This is a genomic window from Kribbella sp. NPDC004875 (genome assembly GCF_042873375.1).
In the GTDB taxonomy this organism is placed as follows: domain Bacteria; phylum Actinomycetota; class Actinomycetes; order Propionibacteriales; family Kribbellaceae; genus Kribbella.
In genome coordinates this window covers 1,445,488-1,464,577 of record NZ_JBIALI010000001.1, presented here as the reverse complement: position 1 = coordinate 1,464,577, position 19,090 = coordinate 1,445,488, and the positions used below count along the sequence as shown (strand labels likewise).

15 protein-coding genes are annotated in these 19,090 nt (G+C 69.4%); 4 read left to right on the top strand and 11 right to left on the bottom strand.

Going from position 1 to position 19,090, the window contains the following annotated elements; translation table 11 throughout:
* Positions 1–76: 76 nt before the first annotated feature.
* The 5 genes from ACFYRH_RS07050 to kdpF all read right to left on the bottom strand — a co-directional run bounded on the left by ACFYRH_RS07050 (position 77) and on the right by kdpF (position 7,116).
* Positions 77–2,644, bottom strand: a complete 2,568-nt coding sequence (locus ACFYRH_RS07050; RefSeq protein WP_387769394.1) for a DUF4118 domain-containing protein — start codon at positions 2,642–2,644, stop codon at positions 77–79.
* A 12-nt stretch (positions 2,645–2,656) separates the two neighbouring features.
* Entirely contained in the window at positions 2,657–3,280 is a 624-nt protein-coding gene (kdpC, locus tag ACFYRH_RS07045; protein WP_387769391.1) for a potassium-transporting ATPase subunit KdpC, read from the bottom strand.
* 7 nt (positions 3,281–3,287) lie between these two features.
* Positions 3,288–5,300, bottom strand: coding sequence for a potassium-transporting ATPase subunit KdpB (kdpB, locus tag ACFYRH_RS07040; protein ID WP_387771730.1), 2,013 nt, complete (start codon positions 5,298–5,300; stop codon positions 3,288–3,290).
* 65 nt (positions 5,301–5,365) lie between these two features.
* Complete coding sequence (gene kdpA, locus ACFYRH_RS07035) at positions 5,366–7,027, bottom strand: potassium-transporting ATPase subunit KdpA (protein ID WP_387769388.1); 1,662 nt, start codon at positions 7,025–7,027, stop codon at positions 5,366–5,368.
* Entirely contained in the window at positions 7,027–7,116 is a 90-nt protein-coding gene (gene kdpF, locus ACFYRH_RS07030; RefSeq protein WP_137256202.1) for a K(+)-transporting ATPase subunit F, read from the bottom strand. Before kdpF ends, kdpA begins: the two co-directional genes overlap by 1 nt.
* A gap of 271 nt (positions 7,117–7,387) precedes the next feature.
* Here kdpF and ACFYRH_RS07025 point away from each other — a divergent pair, with 271 nt between their 5' ends.
* Positions 7,388–8,002 (top strand): hypothetical protein, encoded by a 615-nt coding sequence (locus tag ACFYRH_RS07025; protein ID WP_387771727.1) that lies wholly within the window; start codon positions 7,388–7,390, stop codon positions 8,000–8,002.
* Here the strand turns inward: ACFYRH_RS07025 and ACFYRH_RS07020 are convergent.
* Positions 7,999–8,808, bottom strand: a complete 810-nt coding sequence (locus ACFYRH_RS07020; RefSeq protein ID WP_387769385.1) for a PhzF family phenazine biosynthesis protein — start codon at positions 8,806–8,808, stop codon at positions 7,999–8,001. The genes ACFYRH_RS07025 and ACFYRH_RS07020 overlap by 4 nt on opposite strands.
* A 126-nt stretch (positions 8,809–8,934) precedes the next feature.
* Between ACFYRH_RS07020 and ACFYRH_RS07015 the strand changes: the two genes are divergently transcribed.
* Positions 8,935–10,035 (top strand): TIGR03118 family protein, encoded by a 1,101-nt coding sequence (locus ACFYRH_RS07015; protein ID WP_387769382.1) that lies wholly within the window; start codon positions 8,935–8,937, stop codon positions 10,033–10,035.
* Between the two features lie 127 nt (positions 10,036–10,162).
* On the opposite strand, the gene ACFYRH_RS07010 is transcribed toward ACFYRH_RS07015, so the two are convergent.
* Together ACFYRH_RS07010 and ACFYRH_RS07005 are read right to left on the bottom strand one after the other, a co-directional pair.
* Positions 10,163–10,723: a cysteine dioxygenase gene (locus tag ACFYRH_RS07010; RefSeq protein ID WP_387769379.1), complete on the bottom strand. Its 561-nt coding sequence runs from the start codon at positions 10,721–10,723 to the stop codon at positions 10,163–10,165.
* Positions 10,720–11,622 (bottom strand): amidohydrolase family protein, encoded by a 903-nt coding sequence (locus ACFYRH_RS07005; protein ID WP_387769376.1) that lies wholly within the window; start codon positions 11,620–11,622, stop codon positions 10,720–10,722. The genes ACFYRH_RS07010 and ACFYRH_RS07005 overlap by 4 nt, the downstream gene beginning before the upstream one ends.
* A 116-nt stretch (positions 11,623–11,738) precedes the next feature.
* Here ACFYRH_RS07005 and ACFYRH_RS07000 point away from each other — a divergent pair, with 116 nt between their 5' ends.
* Positions 11,739–12,749 (top strand): LacI family DNA-binding transcriptional regulator, encoded by a 1,011-nt coding sequence (locus tag ACFYRH_RS07000; protein WP_387769373.1) that lies wholly within the window; start codon positions 11,739–11,741, stop codon positions 12,747–12,749.
* 233 nt (positions 12,750–12,982) lie between these two features.
* Here ACFYRH_RS07000 and ACFYRH_RS06995 read toward each other — a convergent pair whose 3' ends face one another.
* Complete coding sequence (locus ACFYRH_RS06995) at positions 12,983–13,813, bottom strand: SDR family NAD(P)-dependent oxidoreductase (protein ID WP_387769370.1); 831 nt, start codon at positions 13,811–13,813, stop codon at positions 12,983–12,985.
* Positions 13,814–13,928: 115 nt separating this feature from the next.
* Between ACFYRH_RS06995 and ACFYRH_RS06990 the strand changes: the two genes are divergently transcribed.
* Positions 13,929–14,486 (top strand): helix-turn-helix transcriptional regulator, encoded by a 558-nt coding sequence (locus tag ACFYRH_RS06990; protein WP_387769368.1) that lies wholly within the window; start codon positions 13,929–13,931, stop codon positions 14,484–14,486.
* A gap of 59 nt (positions 14,487–14,545) precedes the next feature.
* On the opposite strand, the gene ACFYRH_RS06985 is transcribed toward ACFYRH_RS06990, so the two are convergent.
* Positions 14,546–17,392, bottom strand: coding sequence for a M36 family metallopeptidase (locus ACFYRH_RS06985; RefSeq protein WP_387769366.1), 2,847 nt, complete (start codon positions 17,390–17,392; stop codon positions 14,546–14,548).
* Between the two features lie 276 nt (positions 17,393–17,668).
* Positions 17,669–18,880 (bottom strand): hypothetical protein, encoded by a 1,212-nt coding sequence (locus ACFYRH_RS06980; RefSeq protein WP_387769363.1) that lies wholly within the window; start codon positions 18,878–18,880, stop codon positions 17,669–17,671.
* Positions 18,881–19,090: the final 210 nt, after the last annotated feature.

Genomic DNA, 19,090 nt, shown 5'->3' with positions numbered 1-19,090 from the left:
GCGACCGGAGCGACGAGGGAAGGTCGGGAGTCACAGCCCCATGACCCGCCGCGCCGGAGGCGTGGCATCTGCACGGTCATGGGGTTTCCCGTTCCGATCGTTCGCGGGCGCCGGGCACGGGGATGTCGGTCGGCGGGACTGTCGCCGTCGGCATCGAGACCACCATCGTGAGTCCGCCACCCGGGGTGTCCTCGGGTGTCAGTGTGCCGTGCATCGCCTCGGTGAGGCCGCGCGCGAGTGCCAGCCCGAGTCCGACGCCGACGGTGTTGTCGGTGTCGCCGAGCCGCTGGAACGGCGCGAACACCCGGTCCCGGTCCGCGCGCGGGATACCCGGACCACGGTCGATCACCCGGACCTCCACGGCGGGGCCGAGTGCGCTGCCGGTGACCATCGGCGGCCGCCCGGGCGGCGAGTACCGGATCGCGTTGGCCAACAGGTTCGCCACCACGCGTTCCAGCAGCGCCGGGTCCGCCTCGACCAGCGGCAGCGTGTGCGGGATGTCGACCTTCACAGGATCGGCGTCGTCGCCGAGCTCCCCCAGGACACCGGGCAGGATCTCGTCCAGCGCCATCGGCCGGGTGAACACCGGCAGTACGCCGGCCTGCAGCCGACTCAGATCGAGCAAGTTGTCCACCAGCCGCGACAAGCGGTCGAGCGACTCGTCCGCGGTCTCGAGCAGCTCGGCCCGCTCCGACTCGCTCCACTCCACGTCGTCGCTGCGCAGCGACGTCACCGACGCCTTCGCCGACGCCAGCGGGGACCGCAGGTCATGGCCGACCGCGCGGAGCAGCGCCGTACGCAACTTGTCGGCCTCGGCGAGCGGCTTCGCCTCGGCGGCTGCCTCGCTCAACCGCGCCCGGTCGACCAGCGCGGCCGCGTGCGCGGCGAACGCCCCGACCAGCCGGCGCTCGTCGGCCTCCAGCTGGTGGCCCTGCAGCACCAGGACGAGATCGTCGCGGGCAGGAATCTCCGCGTCGGCCTCCTCCGGCCGGGTGCAGGTCAGCGACCCGGCCGAGGCGAGCGGCCGCCAGACCTCCGTCAGCTCGTCGTCGTCCACCCGCTCCATCAGGCACGCTCCGCTCATCCCGAACGCCTCGCGGACCCGCTCGAGCAGCGCGGGCAGCGCGGTCTCGCCGCGCAGTACCGAACCCGCCAAGGTCGCCAGAGTCTCCGATTCCGCGGCCGCCCGGGCCGCCTGTCTGGTACGTCGTGCCGCGCGGTCGACGACCGAACTGACCATCGCCGCGACCAGCACGAAGATCAGCAGCGCCAGCGCGTTGTTCAGCTCGGCGATCGTGAAGGTGCGTTTCGGCGGTGTGAAGAACCAGTTCAGCACCAGCGACCCACCGACCGCCGTCACCATCGCCGGCCACATCCCGCCGACCAGCGCGACCACGACCACCGCGAACAGGAAGGCCAGCACATTGCTGGTCAGGTTCAGCGTGTCGCCGCCCATCCCGAGGATGACGGCGAGCACCGGCGGCAGCACGACCGCCAGCACGAAGCCCTGGATCCGCCGCCGCCGCGACAGACTCCCCCGCAGCCGCGGCAGCCGCCCACGCCCCATCTGCGAGTGCGTGACGATGTGTACGTCGATGTCGCCGGACTCGTGGATCGTGGTGGCACCGATCCCGGGCCCGGTGAACAACGACCCGAACCACGACCGGCGACTGCCGCCGAGGACCAGCTGGGTCGCGTTCTCGGCCCGCGCGAACGTCAGCAGCGCGGCCGGGATGTCGTCACCGACGACCTGGTGGTAGGTGCCGCCCAGCGTCTCGACCAGGTTCCGCTGCTCGGCGAGCTTGCTGGGGTTGGCCCCGGTCAGACCGTCCGATCGCGCCACATGGACGGCCAGCAGATCGCCGCCGGCCGACCGGGCCGCGATCCGGGCCGCGCGGCGGATCAGGGTCTCGCCCTCGGACCCACCGGTGAGGGCGACCACGACCCGCTCCCGCGCTTCCCAGGTCGAGTCGATGTCGTGCTCCGCGCGGTACTGCTGCAGGCCCGCATCCACCCGGTCCGCGAGCCAGAGCAGCGCCAGCTCCCGCAGCGCCGACAGGTTCCCGACCCGGAAGTAGTTGCCCAGGGCAGCGTCGATCTTGTCCGCCGCGTACACGTTCCCGTGCGCCATCCGGCGGCGCAGCGCCTCCGGCGTCATGTCGACCAGCTCGATCTGGTCCGCGGCCCGGACCACCCGGTCCGGCACCGTCTCCTGCTGCGGTACGCCGGTGATCTTCTCGACCACGTCGTTGATCGACTCGAGGTGCTGGATGTTGACCGCCGAGATCACGTCGATCCCGGCGGCCAGCAGCTCCTCGATGTCCTGCCAGCGCTTCTCGTTCCGGCTACCCGGGACGTTGGTGTGCGCCAGCTCGTCGACCAGGGCGACCTCGGGCCGCCGGGCCAGCACCGCGTCGATATCCATCTCGGTGAAGCTGGCGCCGCGGTAGTCGAGGATGCGCCGCGGGACCGTCTCCAGCCCGTCGAGCATCTCGGCGGTGTGCTCCCGGCCGTGGGTCTCGACCAGCCCGACCACCACGTCCGTACCCCGGGCGAGGCGGCGCTGTCCCTCGCCCAGCATCTTGTACGTCTTCCCGACACCGGGCGCGGCCCCGAGATACACCCGCAGATGCCCGCGCTTCATACCAACATGCTCTCAGCTGGAGGCCAGCGCGGCGTTGAGCGTCACCACATTGACGTACGGCTCCCCCAGGAAGCCGAGCGTCCGGCCGGTCGTGTTCTCCTGCACCAACTGCTTGACCCGATCCACCGGGAGCCCGCGCTCACGGGCGACCCGGTTGACCTGCAGAGCGGCGTACGCCGGGCTGATGGCGGGATCCAGACCGCTGCCACTGGCTGTGACCGCGTCCGGCGGAACCTGCGACGGATCGACACCCTCGAGCTTGGCGACCTCCTGCCGGCGCTCTTCGACCAGCTTGACCAGCTCCGGGTTGTTCGGCCCGTACTGCGAGGCCGCGCTGCCCATCGCGTCGTAGCCGGCCGCGGACGGACGGGTCTGGAACCACTTCGGGTCGGCGACCATGATCGCCTTGCCGTCGGCGTCCTTGCGACCGCTGTCCTTCGTGTACGCCTGACCGATCAGGTCGGAGGCGACCGGCTTGCCGTCCACCTTGATGATCGAACCGTTGGCGTTCCCATGGAACAGCACCTGGGAGACCCCGGTCATCACCAGCGGGTAGGCGATACCCAGTACGACGGTGAACACCAGGAGTGCCCGGAGCGCCACCCCGAATTGACGAAAACTGCTTGTCATTGACAACTACCTCTCAACGCAGACCGGGGATCAGCGAGATCACCAGGTCGAGGAGCTTGATGCCGAGGAACGGTGAGATCAGGCCGCCGACGCCGTACACCAGCAGGTTCCGGCGGAGCATCGCCGAGGCGGACGACGGCCGGTACCGGACGCCGCGCAGCGCCAGCGGGACCAGCCCGATGATGATCAGCGCGTTGAACACGATCGCGGACACGATCGCCGACTCCGGCGAGTGCAGCCCCATGATGTTCAGCTTGTCCAGCCCGGGGTACGCCGCCGCGAACAGCGCCGGCAGGATCGCGAAGTACTTCGCGACGTCGTTCGCGATCGAGAACGTGGTCAGCGAACCGCGGGTGATCAGCAACTGCTTGCCGATCTCGACGATCTCGATCAGCTTCGTCGGGTTGGAGTCGAGGTCGACCATGTTGCCGGCCTCCTTCGCGGCCGACGTGCCGGTGTTCATCGCCACGCCGACATCCGCCTGCGCCAGCGCCGGCGCGTCGTTGGTGCCGTCACCGGTCATCGCGACCAGCCGGCCGCCCTCCTGCTCCTTCTTGATCAGCGCCATCTTGTCCTCGGGCGTCGCCTCGGCCAGGAAGTCGTCGACCCCGGCCTCGTCGGCGATCGCCTTCGCGGTCAGTGCGTTGTCGCCGGTGATCATCACGGTCCGGATGCCCATCGCGCGCATCTGGTCGAACCGCTCCCGCATGCCCTCCTTGACGACGTCCTTCAGGTGGATGACGCCGAGTGCGCGGGCCTTGCCGTCGATGCTCTCGGCAACGACCAGCGGCGTACCACCGGAGGCTGAGATACCGTCGACGATCTCACCGAGCTTGCCGTCGGTGGCTCCGCCGTGCTGACCGATCCACGCGTTCACCGCACCCGCGGCGCCCTTGCGGATCTGCCGGTCGTCGACGTCCACGCCGCTCATCCGGGTCTGCGCGGTGAACTCCACGAACGTTGCGTGCGGCAACTCTCCGGTGTGCCGCTCCCGCAGCCCGTACCCGGTCTTCGCCAGTACGACGATCGACCGGCCTTCCGGCGTCTCGTCCGCGAGGCTGGACAGCTGGGCCGCGTCGGCCAGGTCGGTGTCGGTGACACCGTCGACCGGGATGAACTCCGCCGCCTGCCGGTTGCCCAGCGTGATGGTGCCGGTCTTGTCCAGCAGCAGCGTGTTCACGTCGCCGGCCGCCTCGACCGCGCGTCCGGACATCGCCAGCACGTTGCGCTGCACCAGCCGGTCCATGCCGGCGATGCCGATCGCGGACAGCAGTGCGCCGATCGTGGTCGGGATCAGACAGACCAGCAGGGCCACCAGGATCACGATGTTCAGGTTGACCTTCGCGTACGCCGCGAACGGCGGCAGCGTGACGGTCGCGACCAGGAACACGATGGTGAGGCTGGCCAGCAGGATGTTCAGCGCGATCTCGTTCGGCGTCTTCTGCCGGGACGCACCCTCGACCAGCGCGATCATCCGGTCGATGAAGCTCTCACCGGGCTTGGTGGTGATCTTCACGACGATCCGGTCCGACAGCACCTTGGTGCCGCCGGTGACCGCGCTCCGGTCGCCGCCGGACTCCCGGATGACCGGGGCCGACTCGCCGGTGATCGCCGACTCGTCGACGCTGGCCACGCCCTCGACGACGTCACCGTCGCCGGGGATGATCTGGCCGGCCTCGACGACGACCAGGTCGCCGAGCCGCAACTGGGTGGCCGGGACCGCTTCCTCCTGGTCGCCGACCAGGCGCCGCGCGGTGGTCTCGGTCTTGGCCCGGCGCAGCGTCTCGGCCTGGGCCTTGCCACGGCCCTCGGCGACCGCTTCGGCGAGGTTCGCGAAGATCACGGTCAGCCAGAGCCAGACGACGATCCACCAGACGAACACGCTGGAGTCGGTGACGGCGAAGACCGTCGACGCGACCGCGCCGACCTCGACGACGAACATCACCGGGTTCTTCCACATCACCCGCGGGTCGAGCTTGCGCAGCGCGTCCGGCAGCGAGGTGAGCAGCATCTTCGGGTCGAACAGGCCCGAGGGTGCCTTCTTCGGGGTAGCAGCCGCCGGTTGCGAGACGGGCGGCGTCGTCAGCGTGGTCACAGTCCCTCCGCGAGGGGTCCGAGAGTCAGTGCGGGGAAGTACGTCAGGCCCGTGACGATCAGGACGGTCCCGACCAGCATCGTCACGAAGAGTGCCTTGTGGGTGGGCAGCGTGCCCTGGGTCACGGGCACCGGCTGCTGCTGGGCGAGCGAGCCGGCCAGCGCGAGTGCGAACACGATCGGCACGAACCGGCCGAGCAGCATCACCAGACCGAGCGCGGTGTTGTAGAACGGGATGTTGCCGCTCAGGCCACCGAACGCGCTGCCGTTGTTGTTACCGGCAGAGGTGAACGCGTACAGCACCTCGGAGAACCCGTGCGGGCTGTCGGTGTTGAAGATCGAGGCCCGCGCGACCGCGAGTCCCATCGCGATCGACGCACCGGCCAGTACCACGGTCGGCGTCGTCAGGATGTACAGCGAGACCAGCTTCATCTCGCGCGCGGTGATCTTCTTCTTCAGGTACTCCGGGGTGCGCCCGACCATCAGGCCCGCGACGAACACCGCCAGGACCGCGAGGATCAGCATGCCGTAGAGGCCGGTGCCCGTACCGCCCGGTGACACCTCACCGAGCATCATGTGGAACAGCGCCGTACCGCCGCCCAACGGGGTGAACGAGTCGTGCGCCGAGTTCACCGCGCCGGTCGACGTACCCGTGGTGGAGGTGGCGAACAGTGCCGAGGCCCATTCGCCGAAGCGGGTTTCCTTGCCTTCCATCGCGGCGCCGGCGGCCTGGGTCGCCGTACCGGCGCCGAGGTTCTCGAAGAGCGTCGCGGAGAAGGTGAAGGCCGCCCACAGCACACCCATCACGCCGAGGATCGCGTAGCCCTGCCGCTTGTCCTTCACCATCAGGCCGAACGTCCGGGTGATGCAGACCGGGATCACCAGCAGCAGGAAGATCTCGAACAGGTTCGACAGGCCGTTCGGGTTCTCGAACGGGTGCGCGGAGTTGGCGTTGTAGAAACCACCACCGTTGGTGCCCAGCTCCTTGATGACCTCCTGGCTGGCCACCGGCCCGCCCGGAACGGTCTGGGTCTGGCCGACCACCGAGGTCAGCTCGTGACCGCCGGAGAAGTTCTGGACGACGCCCATCGCGACCAGCGCGAGCCCGCCGACGACTGCCATCGGCAGCAGGATCCGCAGCGTGGTCCGGGTCAGGTCGACCCAGAAGTTGCCGAGCCGGTCGGTCTTGGACCGGGCGAAGCCCCGGATCAGGGCGATCGCGACGGTGATGCCGACGGCCGCGGACAGGAAGTTCTGCACCGCGAGGCCGGCGAACTGGACCAGGTGGCCCATCGTCACCTCGGGCGAGTAGTTCTGCCAGTTGGTGTTCGAGACGAACGACGCGGCGGTGTTGAAGGCCAGACCGGACGGCACGTTCGGCAGTCCGAGCGACAGCGGCAGCCAGTGCTGCAGGCGCTGCAACAGGTACAGCAGGACGACGCTGAGTGCGGAGAACGCGAGCAGCGACCGGGCGTACACGGCCCAGGTCTGGTCGGCCTTCGAGTCGACGCCGAACAGCTTGTAGGTCATACGTTCGACCCGGAGGTCCTTGTCGGACGTGAAGACGCGGGCCATGTATCCACCGAGCGGCCGGTAGACCGCCGCCAGGCACACGATCAGGAAGCCGACCTGTAACAGGCCGGCCGCGGTGTCGGACATCAGAACCTCTCGGGAAAGATCAGGGCGGCGATCAGGTAGAGCACCAGGGCAGCGGCCACGACCAAACCGGCGATGTTCTCGGCGCTCACAGCTTCTCCACTCCGCGCAAGGCGGACCAGACGGCCGCGAACACGACGACGGTGAGTGCGAGGTAGATGACGTCATCCATGGCGCCGCCCCAGCAGGGTGAAGGTGTTCATGAGCTCAACTGGACACCGTTCGCTGCCCGGTCAGGAGGGTTCTCGCAGGCCTCTCACACCCGCTGACGCAGCTCTCACAGGCTTCTCACATACTTACGGCTGGCATTTCCCCCGATGCCCTCCCACCGACCGACAAGGGAAGAACAACCACGTGACAGAGATGGACATCACCGCCCCCGCGGAGCAGTTCTATTCCGCGGACTCCCGGGCCGCCCTCGCCGAGGCGAGCCGGAAGCTGGCCGAGCGCCTGCAGGCCCACACCGAGGCGCTGCTCGCGATGACGGGCGAGGAGGACCACTCCACGCTCTTCGAGCACAACGCCGCGCTCGAGGGCGTGGTCGAGGACTGGAACGACGCCGTCTTCGAACACACCGGTACGGCGCCCCTGCTGCTCGACGACTCGGCCGACGACGAGGACGACGAGGAGACCGAGCCGGACCAGGTGATCAGCGTGGTGTCGCGGTTCGACCTGCGCATCGTCGACCTGGACGAACTGCTGGAGGCCGGCCGCGCCGCGCAGGAGCGGCACCCGGCCGAGCTGGACGAGTCCGGTGACCGCGAGCCGGTCGAGACCGCCGAGCAGGCCATCTACGAGATCAGCCGCGAGGTCGGCGAGGCCTGGTTCGAGCTGCCCGGCACCGAGCTGATCGCGGGCGCCCGCGCGTACGTCGTACCGGAGCCGCCGTTCGAGGCGCTGGACGCGGATGCCGAGGACGTCGTGACCGAACTGATCGCCCCGAACGGCGTGGCCACCCACGCCGAGACCTGGGCCTAGACCAGCAGTTCGCCGTCCAGCACGGTGACCGCGCTACCACCCAGGTGGACGCGGTCACCGGCAGCGGTGACCTGAAGGACCCCGCCGCGGGCGGACACCTGGTGCCCGACCAGGTCACTCCGCCCGAGGCGCTCGGACCAGTACGACGCGAGCGCGGTGTGGGCGCTCCCGCAGACCGGGTCCTCCGGGATCCCGGCGACCGGCGCGAAGAACCTGGAGACGAAGTCGTACTCCGCATCGGCCGGTGCGGTCACGATCGTGCCCCGGTTGCGGTCGCGCCGGTTGATCGCCTCCAGCCGGACCAGGTCCGGGCTGACCGCCCGCACCGCGTCCTCGTCGGACAGCACCACCAGTACGTCGGTCAGCGGTCCGGTCCCGTAGACCTCGTCCGGCTTGACGCCCAGCGCCTCCACCAGCCCGTCCGGTACGTCGATCGGCGCCACGGGTGAGATCGGGAAGTCCAGCGTGATCCGGCCCGCGTCCGCCGACGCCGACAGGATGCCGCTCCGGGTACTGAACCGGACGTGGTCGGTGACCAGACCGTCCGCGATCAACGCGTGCGTGGTGGCCAGCGTCGCGTGACCACACATGTCCACCTCGATCGCCGGAGTGAACCAGCGCAGGTCCCAGTCGGCACCGGGTGTCGCGCTCGGACGCGTGAAGGCGGTCTCGGCGTGCTGCATTTCCTTGGCGACGCTCTGCATCCAGCTGTCGTCCGGCCAGTCGCCGGCCCCGAGTACACACACCCCTGCCGGGTTGCCCGCGAAGGCCCGCTCCGTGAACGCGTCCACCACCCGAATCCTCATGCCCCGACGCTAACGGCCGCCGCGCGCCGGGCTCCATAACCACTTCCGGATCGAGTGGCCTCTGAACCACTCCGCCGATCCACCCGTGTCGGCTATGTCCCGTATTCCCGATGAGGGGGAAGTGTCATGTCAGTTCGTTCGAAACGCCGTCCGGTCGCGGTCGCGACCGCACTGGTCGGTGGCCTCGCCCTGCTCGCCCCGGCAGTCCCCGCCAGCGCGCACCGGGCCCACCAACTCGCCGTACGGCAGGTGAACCTGGTGTCCGACCAGAAGGGCAAGGCCGCGTTCCAGGATCCCGACCTGGTGAATCCGTGGGGTCTGGCGCTCGGTGCCACCACTCCGCTGTGGTCGGCCAACAACCATTCGTCGACCGCCACGGTGTACTCGGTGCCCGCCGGCTCGCGGATGGTCACGAAGCTGCCCATCCGGGTGACGGTGAACTCGCCGACCGGGCAGGTGAACAACTCCGGCCCCGGGTTCGTCCTGAGGAACAAGAAGACCAGCGCGCCGGCGAACTTCATCTTCGCCACCGAGGAAGGAAAGATCGCGGCCTGGAGCCGGGTGGTCGACTCGCCGACCGGGCCGGCCGAGATCAAGGCCAGCACCCGCGGAGCGGTCTACAAGGGGCTGGCGATCGCGTCGACCAAGCGGGCGGGTGACCGGCTGTACGCCGCGAACTTCTCCCAGCACCGGATCGACGTCTTCAACAGCAGGTTCGACCGGGTACGGACGCCGAAGTGGGCGTTCCGGGACGACCACCTGCCGAAGAGTTTCGGTCCGTTCAACGTGCAGGCGCTGAAGGGCCGGATCTTCGTCACCTACGCGCAGGTCGACCCGAAGACCAACGACGAGGTCGCCGGTCCCGGGCGCGGTTTCGTCGACGAGTACACGGTCGACGGCAGGCTGATCACCCGCGTCGCGTCCCACGGCACACTGAACGCGCCGTGGGGTCTCGCACTGGCTCCGAGGGCCTGGGGTCAGCCCAGGGGCACGCTGCTGGTCGGCAACTTCGGCGACGGCCGGATCAGCATCTACCACCCGAGGTCACTCGGCCACTTCGCGTTCGCGGGCCTGGTCCGCGACACGCACGGCAAGCCGCTGACGATCGACGGCCTGTGGGCACTCCTGCAGGGCACCGCGACCACGGGCGGCACCGACGCCCTCTGGTTCTCCTCCGGTCCCAACGACGAGAACCACGGTCTGATCGGCGTCCTCCGGATGCCGTGACACCCCACCTCCACCCGCCGGCGGACGAGCCCGGCGGGTGGAGGCCTCAGGCTTCCAAGGTCTTCTCGAACCGGTACCACCTCGACGCCCATTCTCTGGCTCAGTCAGAGAATGGGCGTCCGGACAGTCAGTCGATCGGGCGCAGCTCGTCGGCGTAGGAGACCGAGACCCGGCGGAGTACGCCGTCCTTGACCGAGTACTGCCCCATCCGCCACAGCGGCGGGCTGTAGGCGTGGACGGTGACACTGCCCTTGTCGAGACCGGTCAGGCGGTGGATGTGGTCCGGGCCGAACCCGTACACGTCTCCGGCGACGACCTCGGTCTCGATCGACTCGGTACCGATCGCGAGGTTGTGCTCGACCAGCTTCCCCTTCGCGACCGCGACCGCGCCGGACGAGACGTCGTGGTCGTGCCAGCCGGTGTCGTTGACCGGGGTCCAGCAGATCAGCCAGACGTCGACGTTCGCGTCGCGGTGCAGGGAGGCGAAGACCCGCTCCTCGTCGCTGTACGCGACCTGGTCCTCCCACAGGTGCGGCTGCGCGGCGATGGAGGCAGCGAGCTCCGAGAGCTCGTCGGGCGTCAGGTCGCGACCGGGAAGGTCGTCCAGCGACAGACAGTTGTTCAGCTCCACGAGCCGGGTGGCCTGGCGCGCCGGGACGTTGGGTACGTCGATGGGCTGGGCAGTCACTGCACTCCCCTCTCAGGAGTAGGTGCACCGGCTCCGAACAGCAGCCGGTGGGGGTTGTCGTGGCGGATCACCGCGGTCGCGGCGTCGCCTTGGCGGAGGTCGGTGGTGTCGGCGTACGGCCGGTCCGTGCCGTGCACGACCTGGTCGATCCCGAGCACCCGCGCGACCGCGTCGATCCCCTGCGGGCCGTAGCTCGAGGTGTCGACGTACAGATTCGGGTCGATGGTGCCGAGCCGGCCGCCGCGTGCGGACAGCCGCTCGTGGTGTACCGGCGCGAGACCGGCCGCGGCGACGAAGCACAACCGCAGGGCCGGGTACGACCGTCGGCCGCCGAAGGCATGCCACGCCCACCACGCTGCTTGGAGCTGCGTCGAGTAGTCCACGACCGGTGCCCACCAGCACGGCCCATCGGTCGTGCCGGCCGCGCCTGGATGCACCAGGATCGGCTTACCCAATCGCTCCGCGACCCGCAGCAGCTCACCCTGCGCCTCCCACGCCGACGGCGTACCGAGCACGTGGGCGGGGAGCTGTAGCCCCAGGAATCCCTTGTCCAGCAGGGATTCCAGACCGGCCGTGTCGGGTTCGAGCAGCTCGACGGAAGCCCAGGCGCGGAAGGGCGCGGGGAACTCCGCGGCGCCGTCGTGCCACGCCGCGAGCAGCTCGGCGTCCCCGAGCTCCTCGACACCCAACGGACTCGACAGCGACACCGCGGCCAGTCCGGTCCCGGCGTCCTGCTCGAGCGCGACTCGCTTACCGATCTCGTGCGCCGCCGGGTCGACGTCGTACGGAGCCTCGGTCGCGGTGTGCAGCGTCCAGCCGTCCAGGTACGGCGGTTCGCGGCGAGCCCGGAGGCGGTCGACGAAGGCCTCCGGCCACAGGTGCTGGTGGACGTCGATCATCGGAGCCTCACCTCCCGGATTTGATCAGATTGAAGCGCTTCAGGATGATATGAGTGAAGCGCTTCAAAGGCGTCGCTGTCAAGTTTTTGTCCGCGGGCCGGGCTAGGGTCATGGTCATGTCCGGAACCGGCCGGAGGCCAACCCTCAAGGACATCGCCGCCGAGACCGGGCTCTCGATGGCCGCCGTGTCGTACGCACTGCGCGGTCTGCACGGCACCCCCGAGACCAGACAGCGCGTCCAGGACGCCGCCGAGCGCCTCGGGTACCAGGCCGACCCGGTCGCCCGCGCGCTCGCCTCGGGCCGCAGCGGATCGGTCGGCGTCCTGTGCGCGTCCCTCGAAGATCTCTGGCAGCAACGCGTCGCCGCCGCGCTCGGCCGCGAACTCCTGGCCCCGGAGCGGAACGCCTGGATCATCGACTCGGCCGGCGACGCCGACCGCCAGCTCGAGCTCGCGCAGCACCTGGTCGACCACCGCGCCGACGCGATCGTGGTGATCCCGATCAACCCGGCCGACAAGGGCTGGGCAGCGATCGCGGACCAGGCCCCCGTGATCGCGATCGGCGACGCGCTCCCCGGCGCGAAGGCGAAGTCCGAGGTGATCCTGGACAACGAGACCGGCGTGAGTACGGCGCTGCGCCGCCTGGCCGACGCCGGGCACCGCGACCTCGCCGTACTGAGCCCGACCCGGCGCCTCGAGGTGGAACGCCCCGCGGAGCAGATCGCCCAACGGGTGGCCGGTGACCTCGGGCTGACGATCCGCCTGCGGCAATGCCCCCACGACCTGGCCGGCGCGACCGAGGTCGCCCGCGACCTGCTCACCAGCAGGCCACGCCCGACCGGCATCCTCGCCCTCGCCGACTCGATGGCCTTCGGTGTGTACGCCGCGAGCCGGGAGCTCGGCCTGCGGATCCCGGACGACCTCTCGCTGCTCGGCTACGACGACCAGCCGATGTCCCAGCTGCTCACGCCCCCGCTCTCGACCTTCCACTGGCCCCTCGACGACCTGGTCACCCACGTCGTCTCCCGCGTGACCTCGGCCGTCGACACCAACCGCCGGGTCCGCCGGACCACCCTCACCCCCACCCTCATCGAACGCGGCTCGGTAGCCACCCCGCCCACCAACTGAGCGAGACGGCAACCGTCCGACAAGAGCTCCCACACCCTCGAAACTAAACTAATCCAATAGACTTACTCCCCACCATCCACGATCCGGACCGGAGCGTTCAGCCCCCGCGGCCTGCCGAGTCGTGGCATTCGGCTCCTGACCCCCAACGCGAGTCGTGAATTCCGGTCCTCGAACCACAACCGGAACCCACGACTCGGCGGGGCCGTGGGGGACGTGCGGCGCCGGCGCGGCGGTCAGGGGTTGAGGTGGTTGAGGCCTAGCGAGGTGGCGAGCAGGCTGTCGCGGAGGGCGGGTGGGAGTTTCGGGAGGATCGCGCCCAGGGTGCGGGCTTCCGCGACGGCGTACCGACGTCGTGGCCGGCGCGCCTCGACCGCGCGGACGATGACGTCGGCGACCTTGTCCACCGGGCCCGGCTTGAAGCGGCCCATTGCCTTCTCATAGGCGGCCAGATGCCCTTGATACAGCCCGACCCGCTCGCGATCCGCCTGCTGCAGCGCGGCATCGGCAGCCGCCCTAGCCCGCGCGAAGATCTCCGTTTCCGTCGTCCCAGGCTCGATCACCACCACCGGGATCCGCCACGCCGCCAGCTCCAGCCGCAGCGCGTTCGACAGCGCTTCCAGGCCGGCCTTGCTCGCGGAGAGTGCCCCGAGCAACGGCATGGCGACCCGCCCGGTCGCGGCGCTCACGTTCACGATCCGCCCGTGACCGGCGCGAATCAGCGGCAGGAACTCGCGGATCACCGTCGCCGGTCCCAGCGTGTTCACCTCGACCTGACGGCGCCACTCGTCGGCCGGCACCAACTCCAGCGGACCCTGCACGATCACGCCCGCGCTGTTGACCACCGCCCACAGCCCGTCGACCTCACCCGCCACCCGCTTGGCCGCCGCCGCGACGCTGTCCGGATCCGTCACATCCAGCGGCAGCACCCGAACCCCTGGCTCGAACTCGGCCCGCCCGCGCGCGCCGGCGTACACCGTGAAACCCCGGCGTCGCAGCAGCCGCACCGTCGCCGTACCGATGCCGCCGGTCGCTCCGGTGACGAGAACCGCCCGCTCCTCCGTCATGTCGACTCCCCAGCTTGAGATGTTCTCTAGGACATGTCCCTAGGGACATATCCGAGCATGCACATGTCCGTAGGGACATGTCAAGATGGCGTACGGCGATCTTCGAGGAGGCGGTATGTCGTTGCGGCACGGGCTGCTCGGGCTGCTCGCGGAAGGGCCGGCCAGTGGGTACGACCTGGCCGGGCGGTTCACCGAGGTGCTCGGCTCGGTCTGGCCGGCGCAGCACCCGAAGATCTACGCCGAACTGAACAAGCTCGCCGCCGAGGGTCTGGTCGAGGTCGAGAGCGAGGGGCCGCGGCGCCGGAAGGCGTACCGGATCACCGACGCCGGCGTGGCCGAGGTGAAACGCTGGCTGACCGAGGTCGACGTCGACCACACGATGCGGCTGCAACCGCTGCTGCGGTCGTTGTTCTTCTGGATGATGGACACCGACGAACTGCAACGCCACCTCGAGGCCGAGGAGCGTTACTACCGCGAGCTCGCCGGCCAGTACCGCGACTACGCCGCCCGCAAGGACCGCGGCGAGTTCGGCTACAGCGAGCAGACCCAGTCGATGCGCGTCACCATCGAGGCCGGCGTCCGCCTGTACTCTGCCCTCGCCGACTGGGCCGAGTGGGCGCAGACCGTGCCACCGGCCAAGCCCGCCGAGAAGAAGCCCAAGAAGACGCAGTGAGACGCCGGAAGGCCGGCCGAGCAGTTGCTCGGCCGGCCTTCGCGGATGGTTGGTGCGGCTTACTTGGTGCCGAAGACCTGGAGTTCGGTCATGTCGGTGTACTGGCAACCGCCGAACGCGCCGTCGGGGCAGTTCGTCTGGAAGTCCGGGACCTGCGGGCTGAGCATCCAGAACCGGACGTACTGGACACCGGTCGCGTTGCCGGTCGGGGTGACCAGGTTGTACTTGCCCCGGTTCGCGGCGGCGAAGGTGCCTTCCGCCGCGGTGGCCCAGGTGGTGCCGTCGGCCGAGGTCTCGATCTTGTACTGACCGGTCGACGAGCTGCCCGGGTCGCCACAGGTGTTCGACGGGTCGACGTTGAAGTTGCTCACGTTGACCTTCGCCGGCAGCTTGATGTCGATGTGCTTGGCGATCATCGTGTTGGTCGGCGTGCCCTTGTCGTCACCGGTGGTGCTTCCCCAGCCGGTGCCCTGGGCGTTGTCGATCGCGTAGTCCGGGCCGCACTGCGGGCTGAAGTCCGGACCGGTGAAGTCGGCGACCGTGCCGCCGCCGGACGAGGCCGCCCAGTTGCGGCGCGGGACGAAGTTCGCCTTGGTACCGGGCGTGACCTTGACCGACTGGACGATCAGCTCGTAGCCCGGAGCGGACACGACGACCTTCGGGTAGGTGCCCGGAGCGACGCCGCTGATCGCGTAGTTGCCTGCTGCATCGGTCGTGCCGGCGTAGTCACCCGCGTAGCCGGAGGAGTGACCGCCGACGTAGACGAGCGCACCGGCCACCGGAGCACCGGTGTCCTTGTCCTTCACCGAGCCACTGAGCGTGGTGGTCGCACCCGTCGGCGGCTTGTGGAAGTCCTCGACCGGGAAGGAGTCACCGCCGTCGACGACACCGGCGTACCAGCCCATGCCGCGGTTGGCGAACACGGTCCAGATCGTGTCGGCGTTCTTGCCACCGCTGGCGATCAGGTCGGCCTGGACGATCGCGTTGCGCATGTCGAGCATCGTCGGGTCGGACGGCGAGAGCTCCATCGCCCGGGTGATGATGCTCATCGCGTAGCTGCGGCCGAAGCGCTCGCGGAGGTCCCACAGCGTCTGGGCCCAGACCTCACCGGAGGCGTGCACCTCGGGTGCGCCACCGATGGTCGGGAAGTCGGCGTACGTGTAGCCGCCCTTCGAGCCGTCCGGCTGGACACAGTTCGCGCTGACCGCCTTGACGCGACAGTCGATCGCCTGGGTGCGGATGGTGCCGCCGCCGGTCACGTACTTGCCCTCGAGGACCTCACCAGGAGCGGTGGTGTCCTTCTCCAGGCCGTGCGAGACCAGGTAGTCGAGCGCGTAGAAGTCGCTCCAGGCCTCACCCATCGAGTTCGCCTGGATGCTGTTCAGCGTCGAGTTGCCGGTGGCGTCGACGACCAGGCGGTTCGACAGACCGTGGGTGTACTCGTGGTACAGGATGTCCGCGGAGTTGGCGCCGCTCGACGGCACCAGGGGCTCCTGCGCGTCGGTCAGGCCCGGGTAGTGCCACAGGTACATCTGCATGGTCGGCGGGGTGCCGTCCGGCGGGGTGTTCATGTTCGCGTTGTCGATGTGGTTGGCGTCGGGGCCGCCGTTCGCGGCGGTGGCCGCGCCGTCCAGCGCGTTCAGCAGCACCGGGTCGCCGCCCGCGGCGTCGAAGGAGCCGGCCGCCGGGGTGAAGCTGATCGGCGGCTTCGCCAGCCAGTCGTGGAAGTTGCTGGCCAGGTAGAACGCGTTCGTGACGTCCTGGTTCATGTTCGTCTTCCAGGAGTCCGGCTTCGCCGGGTCCCAGGTGCAGATGAACGAGGCCGAGCAGAGCGTGGACGAGTTCTGGAAGGTGGTCAGCTTGTACTCGGCGCCGGTCTTGGTGCCGGGCACCTTGACCGTCTCGCCGGCGTTCGGCTGGTTGTCGTCGTTCAGGTCGGCCCAGGCCGCCACCGACGAACCGTCCAGGAGGGTCTTGGCGTTCTTCGGCAGCCACTTGTTGTAGATCAGGTTCTCGACCCGCTGGGTGCCGCCCTTGGCCGCACCGGGGTAGTTGTCCTGGACCAGGGCGTCGCCGACGCCGGCGCTGGACAGGTTACGGCGGTAGAGGAGGCCACCGGTCTGCGCGTCGATGACGTGCGTGTAGACCTTCGTGCCGCCGGCGTTGACGTAGGTCATCCAGCCCTTGCGCAGCCCGTCGGCGGTGTGGAACCACACCTGCTTCGCGGTGTCGCCGTTGCTGAAGGTCGTGTTCACGCCGGAGGACTTCGCGGTCGCGCTCTTCGCGGTCGCGCCGATGTCCTCGATGGCGGCGCTGCGGGCGGCGTTCGCCGACAGCTTCGGGGCCGCGGCGTTCGACCGGGCCTGGGCGGCCGAGGTCAGGCCGGAGACCGGGGAACCCATCACGGAGACCAACTGCCCGCTCTTGGTCACGTTGGCCTTCAGGCCGTTGCCGAAGACCTCGACGCCGTCGACCACCTGGGACCACGAGATGTGGTGGGTGCCGAGGTCGTCGACGTAGTCCTTGCGCAGCTGCAGCGTGCCGAGGTCGGCGTCGGACAGCTTGAAGACCTCGGGGTGCGCCTTGACGTAGTCGAGGGCGACGGCGGTGGCCTTCTTGGCGCTCTTCCCGGTCAGGAAGCCGTTCAGCTTGGTGACCTGGGCCGGCGTACCGGTGTTCGGGTCGACCTCGACGACACCCTGGGTGCCGAGCGAGCTGCGGAACTTCTTCGAGGCCGCGGTCTCCTTGCCGGCCACCTTGGCGGCCCGGGCGTAGGTCGTCTTGGCGTTCGGCGTCCGGGCGTCGTAGAAGCCCTTCTGCTCCTTGCCCTGGAAATTCTCCGACTGGGCGGGCTTGCCCTTGTCGGGACCGGCGGTCTGCGCGGCGTCCGCGCCCGCGGCGGTCATGGCCAGCACGGTGGCGGCCGCGGAGACGGCGGAGACTGCCAGGAGCCCCCGCCCTCTGCGTGATGTGGTCACAGCAAATCTCCATGGAGTTCGTGTCTGCGGATCGCCCTCCACGACCCGTCCCGGGGGCTGACATTAAGCCCGCCGGAGCTCCCGGGGAAGAGAAATCTCCGGAATGCCCAGGAGTCGAGGGTTGTCCTTCGTGCTCGGAACAGTACCGGTAGTGATCGAATTGTTGCGCACAGCCACCATCCGATCACTACCGGTGTCACTCGATCAGAAGGCGCCGGCGCCGTTCGGCGTACCGAGGCCGGTCGGGCCGTCCCAGCCGGCCCGGGCGTTGCACCACTGGGTCGTCGGGCAGGAACCGTTGCTGCCACTCGTCACGTCGAAGAGCGAACCCGGGTGTGCGTACGGCGTGGCGTTCGCGTACCCGGCCGTGTTGCCGGACAGCGCGTAGACCGCGGCGATGATCGGCGCCGCCTCACTGGTGCCGCCGAACTGCGCCCACGTCGACGCCGTCTTGCTGGTCGGGTAATAGATCGCCATCCCACCCTTGCCCGGGTCGGAGGCCGCGGAGACGTCGGCCATCGCGCGCTTCGAGCACCCGGTGTCGAACAACGCCGCGGCGCTCAGCGCCGTGTTGTACGACGAGCAGCCCGAGCCGGCGCCGCTCCACACGCTCTCGCTCCAGCCCCGGGAGTTGCTCGCGGCAACCAACGACGTACCACCGACGGCCGTCGTGTACGACGAGGACGCGGGATAGCTGCCGCCCTGGTACCCGTTGTCGCCGGTGGACGCGGTGACCGCGATCCCCGGGTGGTTGTAGTAGCTGCCGTACGTCGCGTCGTCCGCGTCGCCACCGCCGTAGCTGTTCGAGATCGCCACCACGCCGGCCTGCTTCGCGGCGGTCTGCACCGCCGTACCGAGGTCGGCGAAGCTGGCCGACTTGGCCTGTACGACGACGATCTTCGCGTCCGGTGCCGCGGCCGAGACCGCGTCGACGTCGAGCGCCTGCTCACCGGCCCAGCCGGCGTTGAAACGCGGCAGCGAGGTGCCGCCGTTCTGGTCGATGATCCGCAGGCAGCCGTTGGCCGTCGTACACGCGGACAGGCCGAACTGGGACCGGTAGACGCCGAGGTCGCGCTCCAGGTTCGGGTAGCCGTAGGCATCGACGATCGCGACGGTGCGGCCGTTGGCCTTCAGACCGGTGAGTTTGTAGGCGTCCTGCAGGCCGGTCGGCGTGAGACCGGTGGCCGGCGGCGTGGTGGATGCCGGGGCGACGCCCTTGTCGTTGACCAGCTTGATCGCGTCACACACGGCGGTGTGGGCGGACTTGGTTGCCGAGCACACCTTGCTGGCATGCTTCCCGGCGGTATACGGGGTCGGGGCCGAGACGGCGCCCGACGCGGTCAGTGCTGGGGCGGTCAGTCCGACGACGGCGAGTGCGCCGGCGCCCAGGGCGGACACGAGAATCCGTTGCCTCAACTGGACTCCTCGAGGTTGGGCAGGCCTCCGCGCGCGGTCCGTTCGGCCGGCTGGGCGGAGGCCGGCGATGGTGGGGTCTTCGCATCGTCCGTCCGTCGCGGTCCCGGTGGCCAGCGATCGGACCACTGACAAATGTCATGGGTGCACCCATGACAGCCGCCCCGGCCGGATCCGGTTTTCCGCCTGGTGGCGCGGCCCGCGAGCGGCCCG

Coding starts and splice junctions, on each gene's coding strand:
- ACFYRH_RS07050 (WP_387769394.1), bottom strand. CDS start 2,644: ATGAAGCGCGGGCATCTGCGGGTGTATCTCGGGGCCGCGCCCGGTGTC.
- kdpA (WP_387769388.1), bottom strand. CDS start 7,027: ATGTCCGACACCGCGGCCGGCCTGTTACAGGTCGGCTTCCTGATCGTG.
- ACFYRH_RS07025 (WP_387771727.1), top strand. CDS start 7,388: ATGGACATCACCGCCCCCGCGGAGCAGTTCTATTCCGCGGACTCCCGG.
- ACFYRH_RS07020 (WP_387769385.1), bottom strand. CDS start 8,808: ATGAGGATTCGGGTGGTGGACGCGTTCACGGAGCGGGCCTTCGCGGGC.
- ACFYRH_RS07015 (WP_387769382.1), top strand. CDS start 8,935: ATGTCAGTTCGTTCGAAACGCCGTCCGGTCGCGGTCGCGACCGCACTG.
- ACFYRH_RS07005 (WP_387769376.1), bottom strand. CDS start 11,622: ATGATCGACGTCCACCAGCACCTGTGGCCGGAGGCCTTCGTCGACCGC.
- ACFYRH_RS07000 (WP_387769373.1), top strand. CDS start 11,739: ATGTCCGGAACCGGCCGGAGGCCAACCCTCAAGGACATCGCCGCCGAG.
- ACFYRH_RS06995 (WP_387769370.1), bottom strand. CDS start 13,813: ATGACGGAGGAGCGGGCGGTTCTCGTCACCGGAGCGACCGGCGGCATC.
- ACFYRH_RS06990 (WP_387769368.1), top strand. CDS start 13,929: ATGTCGTTGCGGCACGGGCTGCTCGGGCTGCTCGCGGAAGGGCCGGCC.
- ACFYRH_RS06985 (WP_387769366.1), bottom strand. CDS start 17,392: ATGACCGCCGCGGGCGCGGACGCCGCGCAGACCGCCGGTCCCGACAAG.